The sequence below is a fragment of the Variovorax sp. 05T418 genome (assembly GCF_056396385.1).
The window spans coordinates 71,309-92,328 of the sequence record NZ_JBFTLJ010000005.1 but is presented as its reverse complement, the minus strand read 5'-3'; the positions used below and the strand labels follow the sequence as shown (position 1 = coordinate 92,328).

The 21,020-nt window shown below is 65.0% G+C and carries 21 protein-coding genes; 12 read left to right on the top strand and 9 right to left on the bottom strand.

Features of this window, described 5'->3' with window-relative positions; genetic code table 11:
- Window positions 1–14 precede the first annotated feature (14 nt).
- Window positions 15–629, top strand: coding sequence for a TetR/AcrR family transcriptional regulator (locus tag AC1DMS_RS12530; protein ID WP_012747465.1), 615 nt, complete (start codon window positions 15–17; stop codon window positions 627–629).
- A 19-nt stretch (window positions 630–648) separates the two neighbouring features.
- On the opposite strand, the gene AC1DMS_RS12525 is transcribed toward AC1DMS_RS12530, so the two are convergent.
- Together AC1DMS_RS12525 and AC1DMS_RS12520 are read right to left on the bottom strand one after the other, a co-directional pair.
- The gene (locus tag AC1DMS_RS12525) at window positions 649–1,017 is read right to left on the bottom strand and encodes a nuclear transport factor 2 family protein (protein WP_012747466.1); all 369 of its coding nucleotides are present in this window, start codon (window positions 1,015–1,017) and stop codon (window positions 649–651) included.
- Complete coding sequence (locus tag AC1DMS_RS12520) at window positions 1,017–3,545, bottom strand: sodium-translocating pyrophosphatase (RefSeq protein ID WP_012747467.1); 2,529 nt, start codon at window positions 3,543–3,545, stop codon at window positions 1,017–1,019. The genes AC1DMS_RS12525 and AC1DMS_RS12520 overlap by 1 nt, the downstream gene beginning before the upstream one ends.
- Window positions 3,546–3,799: 254 nt before the next feature.
- Here AC1DMS_RS12520 and ppa point away from each other — a divergent pair, with 254 nt between their 5' ends.
- Complete coding sequence (ppa, locus tag AC1DMS_RS12515) at window positions 3,800–4,327, top strand: inorganic diphosphatase (protein WP_012747468.1); 528 nt, start codon at window positions 3,800–3,802, stop codon at window positions 4,325–4,327.
- Between the two features lie 30 nt (window positions 4,328–4,357).
- Here the strand turns inward: ppa and AC1DMS_RS12510 are convergent, their stop codons facing one another.
- Window positions 4,358–5,539, bottom strand: a complete 1,182-nt coding sequence (locus AC1DMS_RS12510; protein WP_012747469.1) for a GNAT family N-acetyltransferase — start codon at window positions 5,537–5,539, stop codon at window positions 4,358–4,360.
- Window positions 5,540–5,558: 19 nt separating this feature from the next.
- Here AC1DMS_RS12510 and AC1DMS_RS12505 point away from each other — a divergent pair, with 19 nt between their 5' ends.
- Both AC1DMS_RS12505 and AC1DMS_RS12500 read left to right on the top strand, forming a co-directional pair.
- Complete coding sequence (locus tag AC1DMS_RS12505; protein WP_012747470.1) at window positions 5,559–7,253, top strand: NAD+ synthase; 1,695 nt, start codon at window positions 5,559–5,561, stop codon at window positions 7,251–7,253.
- Window positions 7,250–7,588: a P-II family nitrogen regulator gene (locus tag AC1DMS_RS12500; protein WP_012747471.1), complete on the top strand. Its 339-nt coding sequence runs from the start codon at window positions 7,250–7,252 to the stop codon at window positions 7,586–7,588. The genes AC1DMS_RS12505 and AC1DMS_RS12500 overlap by 4 nt, the downstream gene beginning before the upstream one ends.
- 24 nt (window positions 7,589–7,612) lie before the next feature.
- Here AC1DMS_RS12500 and AC1DMS_RS12495 read toward each other — a convergent pair whose 3' ends face one another.
- From AC1DMS_RS12495 to AC1DMS_RS12470, 6 genes are read right to left on the bottom strand one after another with little or no spacing between them, the layout of a single operon-like run.
- The gene (locus AC1DMS_RS12495) at window positions 7,613–8,203 is read right to left on the bottom strand and encodes an LOG family protein (RefSeq protein ID WP_012747472.1); all 591 of its coding nucleotides are present in this window, start codon (window positions 8,201–8,203) and stop codon (window positions 7,613–7,615) included.
- Window positions 8,204–8,234: 31 nt separating this feature from the next.
- On the bottom strand, window positions 8,235–8,642 hold the full coding sequence (locus tag AC1DMS_RS12490) for a diacylglycerol kinase (RefSeq protein WP_012747473.1): 408 nt from the start codon (window positions 8,640–8,642) through the stop codon (window positions 8,235–8,237).
- The gene (locus AC1DMS_RS12485) at window positions 8,639–9,205 is read right to left on the bottom strand and encodes an RDD family protein (RefSeq protein WP_026284176.1); all 567 of its coding nucleotides are present in this window, start codon (window positions 9,203–9,205) and stop codon (window positions 8,639–8,641) included. Before AC1DMS_RS12485 ends, AC1DMS_RS12490 begins: the two co-directional genes overlap by 4 nt.
- A 14-nt stretch (window positions 9,206–9,219) precedes the next feature.
- Entirely contained in the window at window positions 9,220–10,110 is an 891-nt protein-coding gene (locus AC1DMS_RS12480) for a DUF3106 domain-containing protein (protein ID WP_012747475.1), read from the bottom strand.
- 20 nt (window positions 10,111–10,130) lie between these two features.
- Entirely contained in the window at window positions 10,131–10,559 is a 429-nt protein-coding gene (locus AC1DMS_RS12475; protein WP_012747476.1) for a DUF3619 family protein, read from the bottom strand.
- The gene (locus AC1DMS_RS12470) at window positions 10,556–11,122 is read right to left on the bottom strand and encodes an RNA polymerase sigma factor (protein ID WP_012747477.1); all 567 of its coding nucleotides are present in this window, start codon (window positions 11,120–11,122) and stop codon (window positions 10,556–10,558) included. Before AC1DMS_RS12470 ends, AC1DMS_RS12475 begins: the two co-directional genes overlap by 4 nt.
- Window positions 11,123–11,406: 284 nt before the next feature.
- Here AC1DMS_RS12470 and AC1DMS_RS12465 point away from each other — a divergent pair, with 284 nt between their 5' ends.
- From AC1DMS_RS12465 to AC1DMS_RS12430, 8 genes are all read left to right on the top strand, one after another.
- On the top strand, window positions 11,407–13,191 hold the full coding sequence (locus AC1DMS_RS12465; protein ID WP_012747478.1) for an acetolactate synthase 3 catalytic subunit: 1,785 nt from the start codon (window positions 11,407–11,409) through the stop codon (window positions 13,189–13,191).
- Between the two features lie 134 nt (window positions 13,192–13,325).
- On the top strand, window positions 13,326–13,817 hold the full coding sequence (gene ilvN, locus AC1DMS_RS12460) for an acetolactate synthase small subunit (RefSeq protein ID WP_012747479.1): 492 nt from the start codon (window positions 13,326–13,328) through the stop codon (window positions 13,815–13,817).
- A 55-nt stretch (window positions 13,818–13,872) separates the two neighbouring features.
- Window positions 13,873–14,145 (top strand): DUF4282 domain-containing protein, encoded by a 273-nt coding sequence (locus AC1DMS_RS12455; protein WP_012747480.1) that lies wholly within the window; start codon window positions 13,873–13,875, stop codon window positions 14,143–14,145.
- A gap of 53 nt (window positions 14,146–14,198) precedes the next feature.
- Window positions 14,199–15,215, top strand: coding sequence for a ketol-acid reductoisomerase (gene ilvC, locus AC1DMS_RS12450; RefSeq protein WP_012747481.1), 1,017 nt, complete (start codon window positions 14,199–14,201; stop codon window positions 15,213–15,215).
- A 185-nt stretch (window positions 15,216–15,400) separates the two neighbouring features.
- Window positions 15,401–16,225, top strand: a complete 825-nt coding sequence (pssA, locus tag AC1DMS_RS12445) for a CDP-diacylglycerol--serine O-phosphatidyltransferase (RefSeq protein WP_012747482.1) — start codon at window positions 15,401–15,403, stop codon at window positions 16,223–16,225.
- Between the two features lie 184 nt (window positions 16,226–16,409).
- The gene (gene leuA, locus AC1DMS_RS12440; protein ID WP_012747483.1) at window positions 16,410–18,113 is read left to right on the top strand and encodes a 2-isopropylmalate synthase; all 1,704 of its coding nucleotides are present in this window, start codon (window positions 16,410–16,412) and stop codon (window positions 18,111–18,113) included.
- A 61-nt stretch (window positions 18,114–18,174) separates the two neighbouring features.
- Window positions 18,175–19,713, top strand: coding sequence for a 2-isopropylmalate synthase (locus AC1DMS_RS12435; RefSeq protein WP_012747484.1), 1,539 nt, complete (start codon window positions 18,175–18,177; stop codon window positions 19,711–19,713).
- 115 nt (window positions 19,714–19,828) lie between these two features.
- Window positions 19,829–21,013, top strand: coding sequence for a serine hydrolase (locus tag AC1DMS_RS12430; protein ID WP_012747485.1), 1,185 nt, complete (start codon window positions 19,829–19,831; stop codon window positions 21,011–21,013).
- Window positions 21,014–21,020 lie beyond the last annotated feature (7 nt).

Here is a 21,020-nt window from a genome sequence, read left to right as displayed (position 1 = left end):
ACAATGTCTTTTCCATGAGCATCGCGACTGAAAAACCAGCCCTTGAGGCCGCCTCCGCAGAGCCGGCCCACGAGCACTACGCCCGGCTGCTGGAAGGCATGGCGCGCGCCGTGGCCGCCAAGGGCTACGCGGACACCACCATTGCCGACATCGTGCGCGAGGCCGCCGTGTCGCGCCGCACCTTCTACGAGCATTTCACGACCAAGTCGGAGTGCCTGATCGCGCTGTACGAGGCAGCCAGCAAGCTGGCGCTGCGCGCGGTGAGCGAAGCCTTCGATCCGGCCCAGCCCTGGCATGCGCAGGTGGAGCGGGCGATCACCGCGTATTTCGACTACCTTGCGCAGGATCCGGCGCTGCTGCGCACACTGTTCGTCGAGATCCTCGGCCTGGGCATGCCGGGGCTGGCGGCGCGGCGCCGGGTGAACGGCGAAATCGCCGGCTTCATCCAGGCGGCCATCAACAACGGCCCCGCGGCGCACCTGACGAGCGAAATGGCGATGACCGTGGTGGGCGGCATCAACGAACTGGTGCTGCAGGCCATCGAACAGGACCGGGTGGGTGAGCTCGGCCAGCTGGTGCCGCCGGCCACGCGCCTGGTGCGCGCGGTGGCGGCGGAGAGCGCCAGGTAGTACCAGCTAGCAAAGAGCGTCAGGTGGGCCTGGCCTGCGCCGGATCGTAGAAGAACTCTTCCTGGGCGATGCGCTCGCCCTCCCAGCGCTGCCAGGCGAGTTCTTCCATGCGCATGGCCTTGCCGTCCTTGAAGCGGAAATCGAAGACCCAGCGGATCACCACGTGGTCGCCGTTCACGAACACCGGGCGCACGCAGGTCGAAACCACCGAGGCGGTGCGGTCCAGCGTCGCCTGCTCGCGCGCAACCAGCGCGCTGCGGCCGCGCCGGGGCTCGGCCTGGTTCTCGCGCATGGTCGCGTCCTCGGTGTAATAGTCCTCGATGGCCTGGGCGTGCGCACCGCTTTCCACGGCGGCAATGAAGGCCTCGAGTCTTTCCGTGATGGGCATCAGGCCTTGACCTTCACTTCGACGCGGCGGGCTTCGCTCGCGGGCCCGTCCGCCTGGGTCTGCTCGGGCTTGGCAAGCTCGATCTTGTCCGCGGGGGCGCCGGCGGCCTTGAGCGCATCGCCCACGGCCACGGCGCGCTGCTTGGCGAGCTCGGCGTTCTTGGCCGGATCGCCGCTTGCATCGTGGTAGCCGCTCACGAGCAGCACGCTGCCGCTCTGCACGGCCTTGATGACATCGGCCAGTGCTTCCTTGGCATTGGGCGCGACCTCGGCCTTGCCGCTCTCGAAGTAGAACTTCACCACGCCGTTCTCGACCTTCACGGCCGCGGCGTCGGCGGCTGCCACGGTGCCGGAGGCCACTGCCGCCACCGGCGCTGCGGGCGCGGAGGGCTGGGCAGCGGCGGCCGGCGCGGTCGCTGCCGGAGGCATCTCGACCTTGTGCGGCACGGCCGCGGCCGCATCGCCGGCATGGAACTTGACCACCAGCGGCACGATCAGCAGCGCCACGATGTTGATGATCTTGATCAGCGGATTCACCGCCGGGCCGGCCGTGTCCTTGTAGGGGTCGCCCACGGTGTCGCCGGTGACGGCCGCCTTGTGCGCCTCGGAGCCCTTGCCGCCGTGGTGGCCGTCCTCGATGTACTTCTTGGCGTTGTCCCATGCGCCGCCGCCCGTGCACATCGAGATGGCGACGAACAGGCCGGTCACGATGGTGCCCATCAGCAGGCCGCCCAGCGCCTTGGGCCCGAGCACCAGCCCGACCAGGATCGGCACCACCACCGGCAGCAGCGAGGGGATCATCATTTCCTTGATGGCCGCGCCGGTCAGCATGCCCACGGCCTTGCCGTACTCGGGCTTGCCGGTGCCTTCCATGATGCCGGGGATCTCGCGGAACTGCCGGCGCACCTCCTCGACCACCGCGCCGGCCGCCCGGCCCACGGCCTCCATGGCCATGGCGCCGAACAGGTAGGGAATCAGCCCGCCGATGAACAGGCCGACGATCACCATCGGGTCGCTCAGGTTGAAGCTGATGTTCAGCCCGAAGCTCTCCAGCTTGTGGGTGTAGTCGGCAAAGAGCACCAGCGAGGCGAGGCCGGCCGAGCCGATCGCGTAGCCCTTGGTCACGGCCTTGGTGGTGTTGCCCACGGCATCGAGCGGGTCGGTCACGGCGCGCACGCTGTCGGGCAGCTCGCTCATCTCGGCGATGCCGCCGGCGTTGTCGGTGATGGGACCGTAGGCGTCGAGCGCCACCACGATGCCCGCCATGCTCAGCATGGCCGTGGCGGCCACCGCAATGCCGAACAGCCCGGCGAGCGCATATGAGGCCATGATGGCCACGCAGACGCAGATCACCGGCCATGCCGTCGAACGCATCGAGACGCCCAGGCCCGCGATGATGTTGGTGCCGTGGCCCGTGGTGGAAGCCTGCGCGATGTGCTGCACCGGCTTGTACTGCGTGCCGGTGTAGTACTCGGTGATCCACACCAGCGCGGCCGTGAGCGCCAGGCCCACGAAGCAGGCGCCGAACAGCTTGAGCTGGCTGCCGCTCGGGGCAATGGCGTTGTCGGGGATGAGCCAGCTCGTGACGAACCAGAACGCGATCAGCGACAGGAGGCCCGCCACCGCCAGCCCCTTGTAGAGCGCCGGCATCACGTTGGTCATGCCCGGCGAGGCCTTGACGAAGAAGCAGCCGATGATCGACGCGATGATCGACACGCCGCCCAGTGCCAGCGGATAGAGCACCGCATTGAGCGGCGCCGCCGTGACCATCAGCGCGCCCAGCACCATGGTGGCGATCAGCGTGACGGCATAGGTCTCGAACAGGTCGGCCGCCATGCCGGCGCAGTCGCCGACGTTGTCGCCCACGTTGTCGGCAATCACCGCCGGGTTGCGCGGGTCGTCTTCCGGAATACCGGCCTCGACCTTGCCCACCAGGTCGGCGCCCACGTCGGCGCCCTTGGTGAAGATGCCGCCGCCCAGCCGCGCGAAGATCGAGATCAGCGAGGAGCCGAAGGCAAAGCCGATCAGCGGATTGAGGATGGCCGAGAGGCTGCGGTCCGGCGTGAGGTTGCCGTTGCCCGCCAGGAACCAGTAGAAGACCGAGACGCCCAGGAGGCCCAGCCCCACCACCAGCATGCCCGTGATGGCGCCGCCGCGGAATGCGACGTCCAGCGCCGGGCCGATGCCTTGCGTGGCCGCCTGCGCGGTGCGCACGTTGGCGCGCACCGACACGTTCATGCCGATGAACCCGCAGGCGCCCGAAAGCACCGCGCCCACCACGAAGCCGATGGCCGTGGTCGCGTCCAGGAAGATGCCGATGAGAATGGCCAGGACCACGCCGACCACCGCGATGGTGGTGTACTGCTTGGCGAGGTAGGCCGATGCGCCGGCCTGGATGGCGGCCGCGATTTCCTGCATCCGCGCGTTGCCCGGGTCCTTGGCGAGAATCCAACTTCGGGCCCAGAAACCGTAGCCGACGGCCACGAGGCCGCAGACGATGGCGAGTATCAGGGGGGTGTTGCCGATCATGCTTTGCTTCTCCATTCGTTCGTTGTGACTAGTGGAGACGGACAGCATGGGTCCTGCGCGCAACGCGTACGGGACCCAGGTTTTCCGTCGCGTTGCTTCCTCGAAGCTCGCAGCACCGAGGTGCGGAGCCGATTGGCCAACGGGTGCAATTTACAGGCAAAAACAAGAACGCGTGCGACCGGGCCGTGACACGGAAAGTAAACTCCGGGTTTGTCCCCATCTCCCCTCATACTTTTCAACTACTCGAAAACGTCATGTCCTTCGACAAAGTCTCCCCCGGCAAGAACATCCCCGACGCCTTCAATGTCGTGATCGAAATCCCGATGAATGCCGACCCGATCAAGTACGAAGTCGACAAGGAATCGGGCGCGATCTTCGTCGACCGCTTCATGACGACGGCGATGTACTACCCGGCCAACTACGGCTACGTGCCGCAGACCCTCTCCGGCGACGGCGACCCGGTCGATGTGCTGGTGATCGCGCCGTACCCGCTGCTGCCGGGCGTGGTCGTGCCCTGCCGCCCCCTGGGCATCCTGATGATGGAGGACGAAGCCGGCGTCGACGGCAAGGTGCTGGCCGTGCCCACCGACAAGGTGCTGCCGATCTACAGCCACTGGAAGTCGGTCGACGACGTGAACCCGATGCGCCTGAAGGCCATCAGCCACTTCTTCGAGCACTACAAGGACCTGGAAGCCGGCAAGTGGGTCAAGGTGCTGGGCTGGGAAGGTATCGACGCGGCCAAGAAGGAAATCGTCGACGGCATCGCCGCCTACAAGAAGTAAGCGGCTTCCCGGGTGTTCGCGGCCGGCTGCTCAGCCGGCCTTGAAGGGGCTGCGTTCGCCCAGGTGGTCCATGTAGTTCTCGATGCCTTCGCCCTCGCGCTCGAGAAAACGTTCGACCGCGTCGGCGAAGCCGGGGTGCGCGAGCCAGTGCGCGCTGGTGGTCTTCACCGGCATCAATGCGCGCGCCATCTTGTGCTCGCCCTGCGCCCCGCCTTCGAAGCGCCGGGCGCCGTGGGCAATGCACCAGGCCAGCGGCTGGTAGTAGCAGGCCTCGAAATGCAGGCAGTCGACGCGCTCCACGGCGCCCCAGTAGCGGCCATAGGCCACCAGCGCGTCGTCCCCGTGGGTGGACAGCGCGATCAGGCTCGCCGCGATGGGCTTTCCTCCGCGCTCGGCGACGAACAGCAGCCAGGCTTCGGGCATGGTGTCGGCCATGCGCTGGAAGAAGTCGCGCGAAAGATAGGGCGGGTTGCCATGCTCGCGGTAGGTGCGCGCATAGCAGCGGTAGAAGAAATCCCAATCCGACCGGGCGATGTCTGCGCCGCGCGACCAGCGAAAGGTCACGCCGGCCTCGGCCACCTTGCGGCGCTCCTGCCGGATCTTCTTGCGCTTGTCGTGCGACAGGCTGGCAAGAAAGGCTTCGAAGTCCGCGTAGCCGGCTGTCTCGCCTGATTCCCCCGGGGCGGCATTCGTCCAGTGGAACTGCACCGTGTTGCGCAGCATCAGGCCCGCTTCGGTGCAGGCGGCAATGTCGGCGTCCGCGCCGAACAACAGATGCAGCGACGACAGTTCTTCCTTCCTGCACCAGGCCACCAGTGCCTGCACCAGCAGCGTGCGGTCCTGCGCATCGCGCGCCAGCAGGCGTGCGCCGGGCACCGGCGTGAACGGCACGGCCACCACCGCCTTGGGATAGTAGGCAAGCCCATGCTGCTCGTAGGCGTTGGCCCAGGCCCAGTCGAAGACATATTCGCCATAGGAGTGGGTCTTGATGTAGGCCGGGCAGGCCGCCCGCAGTTCCTCGCCGCGCCACAGGGTGATGAACTGCGGCATCCAGCCGCTTTCGGGCGAGGCGCTGCCGCTGTCGTGCAATGCCGAAAGGTATTCATGGCGCATGAAGGGCGAGGGCTGCGCCTCGGCCGCGAGGAGGGCGTTCCATGCTTTCGGGTCCAGGTCCGACAGCGACGCCACCACCCGAATGACATAATCGTTCAAGCCTTTTTCTTCCTTCCGTATGACGCTCAAGCTCGCCATCGCGCAACTCAATTTTGTGGTGGGCGACCTCGCCGGCAACGCCAGGAAAATCGTCGATGCCGCGCGCCAGGCCCACGCCCAAGGTGCACGCCTTCTGCTGACGCCCGAACTCTCGATCGCCGGCTATGCGGCAGAGGATCTTTTCCTGCGTCCCGCCTTCACCGAAGCTTGCGATGATGCCGTGAAAGGCATTGCCGCCGCACTGGCCGATCTCAAAGACATGGTCGTGGTGGTGGGGCATCCGACCGGCGGCAGCCTGCGCAGCCGCTCGGTGGCAGTGCAGATGCGCTACAACGCCGCCAGCGTGATCAAGGAAGGCCGCATCCTCGAAACCTACGCCAAGCGCGAGCTGCCGAATTACCAGGTGTTCGACGAGCGCCGCTATTTCACGCCGGGGCAGGGCACCTGCGTGTTCGAGGCCGGCGGCGTCTCGGTGGGCGTGCTGATCTGCGAGGACGCCTGGTTCGACGAACCGGCCGAACTGGCCCGCGCGGCGGGTGCCGAAGTGCTGGCCGTCATCAACGCGTCGCCGTACCACGTCGGCAAGGAAGGCGAGCGCGTGGCGCGGATGGCCGACCGGGCGCGCGCCGTCGGGCTGCCGCTGGTCTATGCGCACCTGGTGGGCGGGCAGGACGAAGTGGTCTTCGATGGCGCCTCCTTTGCGCTGCAGGCCGATGGCGCGCTGGCCATGCAGGCCGAGAGTTTCAAGGAGAGCCTGGTCTTCATGCAGATGGAGCGCTCGCCCCAGGGCGTGGAAGTGGTGGCGGCGCCTTCGGCCATCGCTGCGCCGCGCGAAGCGGAAGCCCAGCTGTGGGATGCACTGGTACTGGGCGTGCGCGACTACATCGGCAAGAACGGCTTTCCTGGCGCCATCCTGGGGCTCTCGGGCGGCATCGACTCCGCATTGGTGCTTGCCATCGCGGTCGATGCACTCGGCAAGGACAAGGTGCGCGCCGTCATGATGCCTTCGCCCTACACCGCCGACATCAGCTGGATCGACGCGCGCGAAATGGCCACCCGCCTGGGCGTGCGCTACGACGAGATCTCGATCAAGCACACCTTCGAGTCGTTCAAGGGCGCACTCGCTGATGAGTTCAAGGGCCTGCCCGAGGACACGGCGGAGGAGAACATCCAGGCCCGCATCCGCGGCACGCTGCTGATGGCGCTGTCGAACAAGTTCGGCTCGATCGTTCTCACCACCGGCAACAAGAGCGAGATGGCCACCGGCTACTGCACGCTCTATGGCGACATGGCGGGCGGCTTCGCGGTCATCAAGGACCTGCTGAAGACCACGGTGTTCGCGCTGGCCCGCTGGCGCAATGCGCACGACCCGTACGGCACCGGCGCCTCGCCGATTCCCGACCGGATCATCACGCGGCCCCCGAGCGCCGAGCTGCGGCCTGACCAGACCGACCAGGACAGCCTGCCGCCCTACGACATCCTCGACGGCATCCTGGCACGCTACATGCAGGACGACGAGGGCATCGACGAGATCATCGCCGCCGGCTACGAGCGCGCGGTGGTCGAGCGGGTTGCGCGGCTCATCAAGATCAATGAATACAAGCGGCGCCAGGCGCCTGTGGGCATTCGGGTGACCCACCGGAGTTTCGGCAAGGATTGGCGTTACCCTATCACCAGCAAGTTCAACGAAACCGCCGGAGCGCAAAAACCATGAAGCAGATCACCGCCATCGTCAAACCCTTCAAGCTCGAGGACGTACGCGAAGCCCTGGCTGAGGTGGGCGTTACCGGCCTCACAGTGACCGAGGTCAAGGGCTTCGGACGCCAGAAGGGGCACACCGAGCTCTATCGTGGTGCGGAATACGTGGTCGACTTCCTGCCGAAGATGAAGGTGGAAGTGGTCGTCAACGAAGGCGACGTGGAGCGCTGCATCGAAGCCATCGTCAATTCCGCGCGCACCGGCAAGATCGGCGACGGAAAGATCTTCGTCACCGGCGTGGAGCGCATCGTGCGCATCCGCACCGGCGAGGAAAACGAGAACGCCGTCTGAAAAAGGCCCGCTCCGGGAAGCGCGCTACAGGTTTTCGGCCAGCCGGTCGTTGCGGGGGTGCAGGGGCACCTCGGCGCGCAGCGCGCTGAGCAGTTCGGTGGGGTTGGTGCCGGTGCGGATCAGTTCCATCTGCCAATCGCCCATGAAGCCCTCGCGCACGCTGTGCGCCAGGAAGCCCAGCAGGCCGTCGTAGTAGCCGGCGGTATTGAGGATGCCGGTGGGCTTGTCGTGGTAGCCGAGCTGGCGCCAGGTCCAGATCTCGAAAAGTTCCTCGAAGGTGCCAATGCCGCCCGGCAGCGCGACGAAGGCGTCGGCGCGCTCGCCCATCATGGCCTTGCGCTCGTGCATGGTGTCGACCACGTGGAGCTCGTCGCACAGGGGATTGGCCAGTTCCCGGTCGACCAGCGCCTTGGGAATGATGCCGACCACGCGGCCGCCGGCGTTGCGGGTGGCCTCGGCCACCGTGCCCATCAGGCCGGTGCGTCCGCCGCCGTAGACCAGCTGGCCGCGGTGCGCGCCGATCCACTGGCCGACCGCTTCCGCGGCCTTGGAAAACTCGACTCGCTCGCCGGGTCGCGAACCGCAATACACACAGATCGAAAATTCAGGATTCATGCCGCCATCATGCCTCGTGCGGCGGGCATCTTCATGACGCGAAGCGATGCCACAGCGCCGCCAGCCAGATGCCGCCGCACAGGGTGAGCGACAGCAGCACGGCGGCGCTGCCCATGTCCTTGGCGCGCTTGGAGAGGTCGTGCCATTCGGGGCCGATGCGGTCGATGGCGGCTTCGACTGCGGTGTTGAGCAGCTCGACGATCATCACGAGGATGGCGCTGCCGGCGAGCAGGGCCACTTCGACCCAGCTGCGGCCGAGCCAGAAGGCCGCCGGGATCATCACGACGGCCATGATGGCTTCCTGGCGGAACGCCGGCTCGCTCCAGCCCGCGCGAAGGCCGTGCAGCGAGATCAGGGTGGCATGCCACACGCGCTCGAGGCCCTTGCGGGCCTTTTGCGGGTTCACGGCGGGGTCGGGAAGCTTGGGCAGGGCACTCATCGGCGGCTCATCGGCTTGGAGGTTATGAGCCGCGTACCGGCCCAGGCGTCGTGCCAGAACTGGCGCTCGGGGTGAAAGCGCGCCAGCAATGCCCAGACGGCGACCCATCCGAAGATCAGCACCGTGGATTCTCCGCCCGAAAGCTTGAAAGGCGCGATGGCGGCCAGCGGCGGCAGGAACCAGATCCAGCTGAGCAGGTAGCGCAGGAGCGCGCGGGCCTGGGTGAGCGGGCGTCCGTGCGCATCGACGATGCGGATGTTCCAGGTCTTCATGGCCAGCGTCTGGCCCCGGGTCCAGAACCAGACGAAATAGACGCCGAACACCACGAACAGGAAGGCCTGGAGCAGGTGCCGGCGGGAATCCATGGCGTCCCGCATCTGGCCGAGCGTGCTGAACAGCCAGCCCGCAACGAACACCACGGCGAACAGCAGCATGCCTTCATACAGCCAGCATGCCATTCGCCGCCACAGGCCGGGCACTATCAGAAGAGGAGCGCTGGAGGGGGTATCTGCGAGCGATGAAGAGGGATTCGATTCCGAGAACTCGGAAGAATTTGAAGCCATCGAAACCTTGGGAATCAGGGGGGCAAGGGCTGCTCGGCGCCACGGCCTGCAGGGTTGGAGGCGGACGGTGATGGCGACGATGGCGGCGAAACCGGGGCGGCCGCCGATGATGGCATGGGTACCTGGGCCTCGGCCGGAGTCGGCTGCGACATGGTGGCGGATGGGGAGGGCGCGGAGACGGCGGACGGGATGCGTTCCGGCGGGGACGCCACCATGATGGCGGCGGGCACCGTGGCTGGCACGGAAGCGGCAGGCGGGGCCAGCATGATGCGGGGGGTGTGCTGCCCCGCCGGCGTCACGGCCGGCACCGTCACCAGCTTCTGCGCAGGAACCGGGCGCACCGGAATGGCAGCGCCGCGCGGCTTGGCGGGCGCGCGCTCCGCCAGCCGGCGCTTTTCTTCCTCGCTCAGGGCCTGGTACTCCTCCCACTTGGCCTTGCGTTCGTCGGCAGGGACGCGTTTCACCTCGGCAAAGTTGAGGCGCGCCTGGGCCCGCTGCTGATTGCTCAGGGCGGCCCATTCGATCATTCGGCTGTGCAAGGTGGCTTGGTCATCGGCCGACATGTTCGCGTAGTTGCGTGACAGTGCCAGCCATTTGCGCTTGTGCCCCGGGTTCAGGGCGTGCCAGTGCGGCGCGAGCGGCCGCAGCGCCTGCTGCTGCTTCGCGCTGAGTTCGCTCCAGTACGGCCGGGTGGCCGGGGCGGTTTTCGAGGCGGATGGCGGCGAACCCGCCGCCTGTGCGCCGCTGCCGGCGGATTTGAGCGGCTGCTCCGAATGCGTCTGGGCGCTGGCGAGCGTCAGGCCGAACAACGCGGCGGCAAGGACACCCGCCCAAATGACAGCGCCCGACGTTGGCGGGCGCAGCGGGCGAGGCGTATCGGTGCGGGAAACGGGAGGGCGTCGCATTCGTTCAACAGAGAAATGACTCAGTCGGAAGCGCCATCCGCCTTGACCTTGAGAAACTGGGCAAAACCAGGGTCGGTGTAGGCGGCAGGGGGAAGATCGTCCGTCAGCAGGGCGGAATCGACTTCGGCCAATTCGCTCGCCCGGTCCTCGTCCTGCATCACGCTGATGGTGATCAGCCCTGCAGCCAGTGCAAGCAGGGGCACCACCGAGCCGATGCGGGTCCACCAGCCGCCGCCCATCGTTGCCACATGGCCGGACTGCATGACCGTCGAGGCCGCCCGCAGCTGGGGTGCCTGCTTGCGCATGGCGACGGCTTGCGCGCGCGCGACCCGCAGCCGCTCGCCGATGTCGTGCGGTAGCTCCTGGTTGCCCTCGGACAGCCGCGCAGCGATGCGCCGGCCGAATTGATCCTCGGCAGCAAAAGAAGAGGTTGGAACCTTAGTGTTCATAGCGAAATTCCCTTGGCTTTGAGCGCCTTGCTCAGGGCGTGCACGGCCCGCGAACAATGGGTTTTGACGCTGCCTTCGGAGCAGCCCATTGCAGCGGCCGTCTCCGCCACATCCATTTCTTCCCAGTAACGCATCAGGAAAGCCTCGCGTTGACGACCTGGCAAAGCCGCGATCTGTTCTTCGATCTCGTGGAAGATCTGGGCGCGGCGGGTCGTGTCCTCGGCACTCTCCGTTTCTCTGGAGTCGGTTGGCGAGACGAAGTTCTCCAGCAGATCGAAATCTCCGTCGTCTCCGGCAGATTCGAAGTCGCCGAGGTTGGAGAACAGGGCGCGGCGGGTCTTCTGACGGCGGAACCAGTCGAGGGTGCAATTCGAAAGAATGCGCTGGAACAGCATCGGCAGCTCTTCCGGCGGCTTGTCGCCGTAGTGCTGCGCCAGCTTCATCATGCTGTCCTGCACGATGTCGAGCGCGGCTTCCTCGTCCCGCACGTGGTAGACCGAGCGCTTGAAAGCGCGCCGTTCGACGCTCTTCAGAAAGTCGGAAAGTTCTTGTTCAGTGGCCAAGCGAGAGGGGGCGCCGGGGGGCGCCGCGTGGGGAATGGATGTCGGGAAGCGCTTATGTTTTTCTGCCGCGGATTATGCCCCGGTGCCTTTTCACCGGGTTTTTTGCGCGGCGGCTGGCTCATCAATGTCATAATCCGCGCTGCAAGTCAAAAGGCAAACGGGTCAAGGTCCGGCGGAACATCAGTCCGCTCATGGCTTTGGCCTCAAGTCCTGGCGCGGCCCCACAAGGGCTGGCAAGGGGCACCCAAGGTTTTTCGTTCCCGAAAAAACTCCAAAGGTTGATCATGGAAATCTCGAAGGCGGAACTCGCTTCCGCAGCAGCCGCGTCCTCTGGCGCCGGCAACCCAACGCAAGAACTCATGGGCGCTGAAGTGCTGGTCAAGGCACTGCAGGCCGAAGGCGTCCAGTACATCTGGGGCTATCCCGGCGGCGCGGTTCTGTACATCTACGACGCGTTCTACAAGCAGGACACCATCCAGCACGTGCTGGTGCGCCACGAGCAGGCAGCCGTCCACGCGGCCGACGGCTATGCGCGCGCCACCGGCGAGGTCGGCGTGGCGCTGGTTACCTCGGGCCCCGGCCTCACGAATGCCGTCACCGGCATCGCCACGGCGTACATGGACTCGATCCCGATGGTGATCATCTCGGGCCAGGTACCCACCGCCGCCATCGGCCTGGACGCCTTCCAGGAATGCGACACCGTGGGCATCACCCGCCCCATCGTGAAGCACAACTTCCTCGTCAAGGATCCGAAGGATCTGGCCATGACGATGAAAAAGGCCTTCCACATCGCACGCAGCGGCCGCCCCGGCCCGGTGGTGGTGGACGTGCCCAAGGACGTTTCCTTCAAGAAGACCCCGTATGCCGGCTATCCCGACAAGGTCGAGATGCGCTCGTACAACCCGGTGCGCAAGGGCCACGGCGGTCAGATCCGCAAGGCGCTGCAGCTGCTGCTGAACGCCAAGCGCCCCTACATCTACACGGGCGGCGGCGTGCTGCTGGGCAACGCCTGCAACGAACTGCGCACGCTGGTCGACATGCTCGGCTACCCGGTCACCAATACGCTGATGGGCCTGGGCGCCTATCCGGCGAGCGACCGCAAGTTCCTGGGCATGCTGGGCATGCACGGCACCATCGAAGCCAACAACGCCATGCAGAACTGCGACGTGCTGCTGGCCGTGGGCGCGCGCTTCGATGACCGCGTGATCGGCAATCCCAAGCACTTCGCGACGAACGAACGCAAGATCATCCACGTCGACATCGATCCGTCGAGCATCTCCAAGCGCGTGAAGGTCGACATCCCGATCGTCGGCGACGTGAAGGACGTGCTCACCGAGCTGATCTCGATGATCCGCGAGAGCACCACCAAGCCCGACGCCGGCGCGCTGGCCGACTGGTGGAAGACCATCGAGGCCTGGCGCTCGCGCGACTGCCTCAAGTACGACCGCGGCAACAAGGACGTGATCAAGCCGCAGTACGTGGTCGAAACGCTCTGGAACATGACCAAGGACGCCGACGCGTACATCACCTCGGACGTGGGCCAGCACCAGATGTGGGCGGCGCAGTACTACCGCTTCGACGAGCCGCGCCGCTGGATCAATTCGGGTGGCCTGGGCACCATGGGCGTGGGCATTCCGTACGCCATGGGCATCAAGCTCGCCAAGCCCGATTCGGAAGTGTTCACCATCACCGGCGAAGGCTCGGTGCAGATGTGCATCCAGGAGCTCTCCACCTGCCTGCAGTACAACACGCCGATCAAGATCTGCTCGCTCAACAACCGCTACCTGGGCATGGTGCGCCAGTGGCAGGAGATCGAATACTCCGGCCGCTATAGCCACAGCTACATGGATGCGCTGCCCAATTTCGTGAAGCTGGCCGAGGCCTACGGGCACGTCGGCATGCTGATCGAACGTCCACAGGACGTGGAGCCGGCGCTGCGCGAAGCACGCAAGCTCAAGGACCGCACGGTGTTCATGGACTTCCGCACCGACCCCACCGAGAACGTGTTCCCGATGGTCAAGGCCGGCATGGGCATCACCGAGATGCTGCTGGGCTCCGAAGACCTCTGACCGGTCTGCGGCGCATTTGCTTTTAACCCTTTACTGACGAATCTATTGCCCGCCGAGCCTGCGCATTACCGTGCGCGGGGGAGGGCGGCGAAAGCGAAAGCTTCCGCGCAGGCGAAAAGAGGAGTCACGCAAACATGAAACACATCATTGCAGTGCTGCTGGAAAACGAGCCGGGTGCTCTTTCCCGCGTGGTGGGCCTGTTCTCGGCCCGCGGCTACAACATCGAATCGCTGACCGTCGCGCCGACCGAGGACGCGAGCCTCTCGCGCATGACCATCGTCACCGCCGGCTCCGACGACGTGATCGAACAGATCACCAAGCATCTCAACCGGCTGATCGAAGTGGTGAAGGTCGTCGACCTGACCGAAGGCGCGTATACGGAGCGCGAGCTCATGATGGTGAAGGTGCGCGCAGTCGGCAAGGAGCGCGAGGAAATGATGCGCATGGCCGAGATCTTCCGCGGCCGCATCATCGACGTCACGGACAAGAGCTACACCATCGAACTCACCGGCGACCACGGCAAGAACGACGCTTTCCTGGAAGCGATCGACCGTAGCGCTATCCTCGAGACTGTCCGCACCGGTGCCAGCGGCATCGGGCGCGGCGAGCGCATCCTGCGCGTGTAGGGGGTGAAGATCCCCTCAGTTCCACTGTTCTAAACCAAGGCACGAGGAGAAGGTAATGCAAGACTTGCTGGGCTTCGAGAAGATGGTCACCCCGATCGTCATCCGGATACTGTATTTCCTGGGATTGCTGGTGGTATTGATTTCCGGCGTGGGCGCGCTCTTCAGCGGCGGCTTCAGAGGCATTCTTACCGGCTTCGCGATCCTGATTTTTGGCGCGATCATGGTTCGCGTCTACAGCGAATTGCTGATCCTGCTGTTCCGCATTCACGACAACCTCGTGTCCATCAACCAGCAAATGAAGGACCGGAATCCCTCCGGCCAACTGTGAGTGAACGCACCCCTGCGCAGGGGGTGCCAGAGATTAAATAGGAAAGACGCATCATGAAGGTTTACTACGACAAGGACGCCGACCTCAGCCTCATCAAGGGCAAGACGGTCGCAATCATCGGTTACGGCTCGCAAGGCCATGCGCATGCGCAGAACCTGAACGACAGCGGCGTCAAGGTCGTGGTCGGCCTGCGCAAGGGCGGCGCCTCCTGGCCCAAGGTCGAGAAGGCCGGCCTCAAGGTCGCCGAAGTGGCCGACGCCGTGAAGGCCGCCGACGTGGTCATGATCCTGCTGCCCGACGAGCAGATCGCCAGCGTCTACAAGAACGACGTGGCACCGAACATCAAGGAAGGCGCTTCGCTGGTCTTCGCGCACGGCTTCAACGTGCACTACGGCTTCGTGCAGCCGCGCGCCGACCTCGACGTGTGGATGGTCGCTCCCAAGGCCCCCGGCCACACCGTGCGCAGCACCTACACGCAAGGCGGCGGCGTGCCCCACCTCGTGGCTGTGCACCAGGACAAGAGCGGCAAGGCGCGCGACCTCGCGCTGAGCTACGCCACCGCCAACGGCGGCGGCAAGGCCGGCATCATCGAGACCAACTTCCGCGAAGAAACCGAGACCGACCTGTTCGGCGAACAGGCGGTTCTGTGCGGCGGCACGGTCGAGCTGATCAAGGCCGGTTTCGAGACGCTGGTGGAAGCCGGCTACGCGCCCGAAATGGCGTACTTCGAATGCCTGCACGAGCTCAAGCTGATCGTCGACCTGATCTATGAAGGCGGCATCGCCAACATGAACTACTCGATCTCGAACAACGCCGAATACGGCGAGTACGTCACGGGCCCGCGCATCGTGACCGAAGAGACCAAGAAGGTCATGAAGCAAGTGCTCAAGGACATCCAGACCGGCGAATACGCCAAGAGCTTCGTGCTGGAAAACGCTGCCGGCGCTCCCACGCTGATCAGCCGCCGCCGCCTGAACTCCGAGCATCAGATCGAAGTCGTCGGCGAGAAGCTGCGCGCGATGATGCCGTGGATCAAGAAGAACAAGCTGGTCGACCAGACCCGCAACTGATCCGCCAATGAAGCGGGTGCCGCGGCACCCGTTTTCCGAGGGCCACCCGCCGGGGTGGCCTTTTTTCATGAGGGGGCGGACCATCCCCCCTGAACTACACTGCGAACCCATGCGATTTACAGACCAGGAAGCTATCGGATGGATAGCTGTTCGCGCAGTGCCCACGAGGGACGGAGGCAAATTCAATGCATGACGACACGGTTCCCGACGAAGTGCCGCCGCGCAAGCGCCGCAAGGGCATCTACATACTGCCGAACCTGTTCACGCTCGCTGCGCTGTTCGGGGGCTTCTATTCGATCGTGATGGCGATGAATGCGCGTTTCGACCTCGCGGCGATCGGCGTGTTCGCCGCAATGATCCTCGACAGCCTGGACGGCCGCGTGGCCCGCATGACCAACACGCAAAGCGCGTTCGGCGAGCAGATGGATTCGCTGTCCGACATGGTGTCGTTCGGCGCCGCTCCTGCGCTCATCGCCTACGAATGGTCGCTCAAGGGACTGGGCCGCTGGGGCTGGATCGCGGCCTTCGTCTACTGCGCCTGCGCGGCGCTGCGGCTGGCGCGCTTCAACGTCAATACCGGCGTGGTCGACAAGCGCTGGTTCCAGGGGCTGCCGTCCCCGGCGGCGGCGGCGCTCGTGGCCGGCTTCATCTGGCTCATGACCGAGTGGGGCAAGCGCGGCGGCGAGGTGCTGTATCTCTCGTGGACGCAGATCACGTGGATCACCTTCGCGTTCACGCTCTACGCCGGACTTTCCATGGTCACCAATGCGCCGTTCTACAGCTTCAAGGACGTCCAGATGAAAAAGAGCGTGCCCTTCGTGGTGATCGTGCTCATCGCGCTCGGCATCGCGGTCATCAACATCCATCCGCCCACGGTGCTTTTCGGCCTCTTCGTGGCCTATGGCCTGAGCGGCTATGTGGTCTACGCGTGGCGCAAGGCCAAGGGGCAGCAGGCGAGCGTGATCAGCACCTCGACCGAAGAGCCCGACGAGCGGGGCTTGCATAACTGAAGCCGGCTTGTGCTACATTCACAACCCTCATGACCAAGATTTCGCTGCTGGCCCTACTAGCCCTCCCTCACGGGCGGAGACGGTAGCGCACGCGCAAATCCCTCACCACGGCCCGTTCGCACCAGCAACGGGCCGTTTGTTTTTGGGGTTGCTGGTTGATTCCAACCATCACAGAGAAATCGACATGCTGAAGCAACCTCAAGCCAAATACCGCGCATTCGCCCCGATCGGCCTCAAGGACCGCACCTGGCCCGATGCCGTGCTGACCAAGGCCCCGATCTGGCTGTCGACCGACCTGCGCGATGGCAACCAGGCGCTGGTCGAGCCGATGGACATCGCGCGCAAGATGCGCATGTTCGAGACGCTGGTGGCGATCGGCTTCAAGGAAATCGAAGTCGGCTTTCCCTCTGCCTCGCAGATCGAATTCGACTTCGTGCGCAAGCTCATCGAGGAAGACCGCATTCCCGACGACGTGACGATCCAGGTGCTGACGCAGGCGCGCGACCACCTCATTGCGCGCACCTTCGAATCGCTGCAGGGCGCGCCGCGCGCCATCGTCCACCTCTACAACGCGGTGGCTCCCGTGATGCGGCGCGTGGTGCTCGGCATGGACGAAGACCAGATCGTCGAACTCGCGAGCAGCCATGCGCGCATGTTCAACGAGTTTGCCGCGAAGCAGCCGAACACGCAGTGGACCTTCCAGTATTCGCCCGAAATGTTCTCGGGCACCGACGTCGTGTTCTCCAAGCGCGTGGTCGACGCGGTGACGGAAGTCTGGGCGCCGACGCCAGAGCGCAAGTGCATCGTCAACCTGCCCACCACGGTCGAGCATTCCACGCCGAACATCTTTGCCGACATGATCGAGTGGATGCACCGCAACCTCGCGCGCCGCGATTCGATCGTGCTGTGCGTGCATCCGCACAACGACCGCGGCACCGGCACGGCGGCCGGCGAACTGGCGCTGATGGCGGGGGCCGAGCGCATCGAGGGCTGCCTGTTCGGCAATGGCGAGCGCACCGGCAATCTCGACCTCGTGAACGTCGCGCTCAACCTCTACACCCAGGGCGTTTCGCCCGAGCTCGATTTCTCGAACATCGACGAGATCCGCGCGACGGTCGAGCATTGCAACCAGATCCCGGTGCATCCGCGCCATCCGTATGTGGGCGATCTCGTCTACACCTCGTTCTCGGGTTCGCACCAGGACGCGATCAAGAAGGCCTTCGCGGCGCGCAAGGACGGCGACATCTGGGACATGCCCTACCTGCCGATCGATCCGAAGGACGTGGGCCGCAGCTACGAGGCCGTGATTCGCGTGAACAGCCAGTCGGGCAAGGGCGGCATGGCCTACCTGCTCGAGAGCGAATACGGCCTCGAGATGCCGCGCCGCCTGCAGATGGAATTCATGCAGACCGTGCAGCGCGTGATGGACGTGGCCGGCAAAGAGCTCACTGCCGCCGACCTCTGGGAACTGTTCGTGCGCGAATACGGCCTCGAGGCCGCGCATTCTTTGCAGCACCGCGTGATCGAGGAAGAAGGCGAGGGCGCCAGCGCCTCGGTGGTGCTGCGCGGCGACCTGCCCTGGGACGGCGAGATCCGCGCCATCGAAGGCCGCGGCAACGGGCCGATCGACGCCTTCACCCAGGCGCTGAGCAAGGCCACGGGCCATACCGTGCGCGTGATGGACTACCACCAGCACGCCATCGGCGCGGGTGCCGATGCCAAGTCGGTGGCGTACCTCGAGCTGCGCGTGGACGAGGCGCAGACGCTGTTTGGCGTGGGCATCGACGCGAACGTGATCTCCGCTTCGCTGAAGGCCATTGTCTCGGGCGTGCAGCGCTCGCGGACCCGCGGCGCGCACAGCGCACAATCGGTGGTTGAGCTCGCCTGACGCCGTCCCCCGCCGTATGCGCAAGGTGCGAAATGATCAAGAGGAACCAAGGAGATCCACGATGACCGACCAACTCATTATTTTCGACACCACCTTGCGCGACGGCGAGCAGTCGCCCGGCGCCTCGATGACGCGCGACGAGAAGATGCGCATCGCCAAGCAGCTCGAGCGGCTCAAGGTCGACGTCATCGAAGCGGGCTTTCCAGCCAGTTCGAACGGCGACTTCGAGGCCGTCAAGGCGATCGCCGACATCATCAAGGAATCGACCGTGTGCGGCCTGTCGCGCGCCAACGACCGCGACATCTCGCGCGCCGCCGAGGCGCTCAAGGGCGCGGCGCGCGGGCGCATCCACACCTTCATCGCGACTTCGCCGCTGCACATGGAAAAGAAGCTGCGCATGTCGCCCGACGAAGTGCACGAGCAGGCGAAGCTTGCCGTGCGCTTTGCGCGCAACCTCGTGTCCGACGTGGAGTTCAGCCCCGAGGACGGCTACCGCAGCGATCCCGACTTTCTCTGCCGCGTGCTGGAGACCGTGATCAACGAGGGCGCCACCACCATCAACGTGCCCGACACCGTGGGCTACGCCATTCCCGAGCTCTACGGCAACTTCATCAAGATGCTGCGCGAGCGCGTTCCCAATAGCGACAAGGCGATCTGGTCGGTGCATTGCCACAACGACCTTGGCATGGCCGTGGCCAACTCGCTGGCGGGCGTGAAGATCGGCGGCGCGCGCCAGGTCGAATGCACGATCAACGGCCTGGGCGAGCGTGCGGGCAACTGCTCGCTCGAAGAGGTGGTGATGGCGGTCAAGACGCGCAGGGACTACTTCGGACTGGACCTCAACATCGACACCACGCACATCGTGGCTGCGAGCCGCATGGTGAGCCAGACCACCGGCTTCGTGGTGCAGCCCAACAAGGCCGTGGTGGGCGCCAACGCCTTCGCGCACGCCTCGGGCATTCACCAGGACGGCGTGCTCAAGGCCCGCGACACCTACGAGATCATGCGGGCCGAGGACGTGGGCTGGGCCGCCAACAAGATCGTGCTGGGCAAGCTCAGCGGGCGCAATGCATTCAAGCAGCGGCTGCAGGAACTGGGCGTGACCATGGCCAGCGAAGCCGACATTAACGCCGCCTTCTTGCGCTTCAAGGAACTGGCGGACCGCAAGTCCGAAATTTTCGACGAGGACATCCTCGCGCTCGTCAGCGCTGAAGAGCACTCGAACGTTGACGAACAGTTTGCTTTTGTCTCGCTCTCGCAGCACAGTGAAACCGGTGAACGTCCCCAGGCCAAGGTTGTCTTCACCGTCCAGGGCAAGGAAGTCACTGGTGAATCCGATGGCAATGGCCCGGTCGATGCTTCTCTCAAGGCCATCGAATCGCATGTCAAGAGCGGCGCCGAAATGGTGCTTTACTCGGTGAATGCGATCAGTGGCTCGACAGAAAGCCAAGGAGAAGTTACAGTTCGGTTACAAAATGCGGGGCGGGTGGTCAACGGTGTCGGGGCAGATCCAGACATCGTGGTCGCGTCGGCAAAGGCTTATTTGAGTGCGCTCAACAAGTTACAGAGCCAAGCTGAGAAAGTGGCGGCACAAGGTTAGGTGACAGGCGATTCTTGTTATTCGATTGAAGAACAGGACGCAAGTAACTGATATTGCGTGCCTTTTTTGATTTGGATACACTGCGGTTCTCAATTTCGCCGCTGGAGATTTATTAATGCCCGAAACCCGCCCCCGCCGAGTTTCCAGCCAGCGGTTCTTGCCCGCAGTCAAATTCGTCGCCGTCGCGCTCTGCGCCACGGCGTTTTTGCTGTCCGGTGCACAGGCCGCCAAGAAGGAAAAAACAACCGCAGCCAAGACCTCCGTGGCCAAGAAGTCCGCAGGACCGGTGCCGGTGGAAGTCAAACGCTCCGGCAAGGCGCCGCGTGGCGTCAAGGTCGCCGACAGAAGCGAGAAGGTCGTCCGTGGCGGCCGCAACGTGGTGGCTTCCATTCGCCAGAAGAACGGCAAGACCGTGGTTGCCGTGCAGCGACGCTCGGTGGTTCGCGTCGAAACGCCGGCGCGCCAGTCCTTCGGGCAACTGGCCGGCCTGCACGGAACCGACGACGCGCTCGACCTGAAGTCGAGCGTTGCGCTGGTGATCGACCAGGACACGCACGAAGTGCTGTTCAGCAAGAACGACCATGCGGTGCTCCCGATCGCATCGCTCACCAAGCTGATGACCGGCCTCCTGATCAGCGAAGCGCATCTGCCCAACGACGAACTGATCACCATCACGCAGGACGACGTCGACACCGAAAAAGGCAGCCGTTCGCGCCTGACGGTCGGCACCACGCTGTCGCGTGGCGAGCTCCTGCACCTGGCCCTGATGTCGAGCGAGAACCGTGCGGCGCATGCACTGGGCCGCACCTATCCCGGCGGCCTCGCAACCTTCGTGAGCATCATGAATGCCAAGGCGAAGATGCTCGGCATGAAGGACACGCGCTACGTGGAGCCCACCGGCCTGTCGAGCCGCAACCAGTCGAGCGCGCAGGATCTCGCGCTGCTCGTCAATGCCGCCTATTCCGACGCCACGGTGCGCTCGCTGTCGACCTCGCCTGAATACCAGGTCGAGGTGGGCAACCGCGTGCTGCAGTTCAACACCACCAACCGTCTCGTGAAGAGTCCGGATTGGGAAATCGGCGTGCAGAAGACGGGCTACATCTCCGAAGCCGGCCAGTGCCTCGTGATGCAGGCCAAGGTGGCGGGGCGCAAGCTGATCATGGTGTTCCTGGATTCGGCCGGCAAGTTCAGCCGCATTGCCGATGCGGAACGTGTTCGCCGCTGGGTCGAGGCCACGCACGCCTCGACGGGCTCGCCGGCTGCATCGCGCAGCACTGCGGCCTACCAGGTCGCCGGCTGATCGAACC